Annotated in this window: 1 protein-coding gene; it reads right to left on the bottom strand. The window is 70.1% G+C overall.

From position 1 onward, the window contains the following. Nucleotides 1-949, bottom strand: a 949-nt coding sequence (locus tag ACIBTS_RS49435) for an IS481 family transposase (protein ID WP_399328577.1), incomplete at its 3' end; no start/stop codon positions are given. Nucleotides 950-1,008 lie beyond the last annotated feature (59 nt).

The raw sequence follows: 1,008 nt of genomic DNA on the forward strand, positions 1-1,008 counted from the left end.
TGTATTGCCCTGTGAGGTTGGGGACGCGGCTGGCGGGTGGTTGGCCTTTCAGCGCGGTGTGTCCGCGGTGGTGATTGTAGGTGTGCAGCCAGTCGGGGAAGGCGTCGCGTCGTTCGGCCTCTGTGCGGTAGGGGTGGGCGTAGGCCCATTCGTCGAGCAGGGTGCGGTTGAAGCGTTCGACCTTGCCGTTGGTCTGGGGCCGGTAGGGCCGGGTTCGCTTGTGGGTGATCCCGGCTGTGGCGAGGGCATCGCGCCAGTCGCGTGAGCGGTAGCAGGAGCCGTTGTCGGTCAGCACCCGCTGGACGGTGATCCCGGCCTGGGCGTAGAACGCCTGGGCCCGGGCCCAGAAGGCGGTGGCGGTCTCCTTCTTCTCGTCGGTGAGGATCTCGCTGTAGGCGAGGCGGGAGTGGTCGTCGACGGCGTTGTGCAGGTAGCTGTAACCCACGCCGGAGCGGGTCCGGCGGCCGGCCTGGCGGCCCAGGGTCTTGTGGCCGCCGCCGTCGGGGATGTTGCCGAGCTTCTTGATGTCCACGTGCACCAGTTCGCCCGGCGCGGACCGTTCGTAGTGGCGGATCACCCGGCCGGTGGCGCGGTCGAGATGAGTGAGGCGGGCCAGCCTGTAGCGGACCAGGACCCTGTGCACCGTGGAGGGGTTCAGCCGCAGCAGGTAGGCGATGCGCGCCGGTCCCCAGCGGCGCAGGAGGCGGACCTTGATGATCCGCCGCTCGGTGCGGGTCGGGGTCCGGCGCGGGCTGTGACGCGGTCTGGACGAGCGGTCGCTCATGCCTGCCTCGCCGAGTTTCCGGTAGCGGTCCGCCCACCGCTGGGCCGTGGTCGGCGAGACCTGGAAGCGCTCGGCGGCCCGGCGCAGGGGCCAGCCGTCCTCGACCACGCAGCGGGCCAGACGCAGACGGCCGGTCTCGGTCAGGGGTGCATTACGGTGGGACACGAGGGCCTTTCGGTTGGTGTAGACGTCGCAATCCACACCGAACCGGAAGGCCCTCACCT

The sequence above is a fragment of the Streptomyces sp. NPDC050121 genome, from assembly GCF_044460385.1.
In the GTDB taxonomy this organism is placed as follows: domain Bacteria; phylum Actinomycetota; class Actinomycetes; order Streptomycetales; family Streptomycetaceae; genus Streptomyces; species Streptomyces soliscabiei.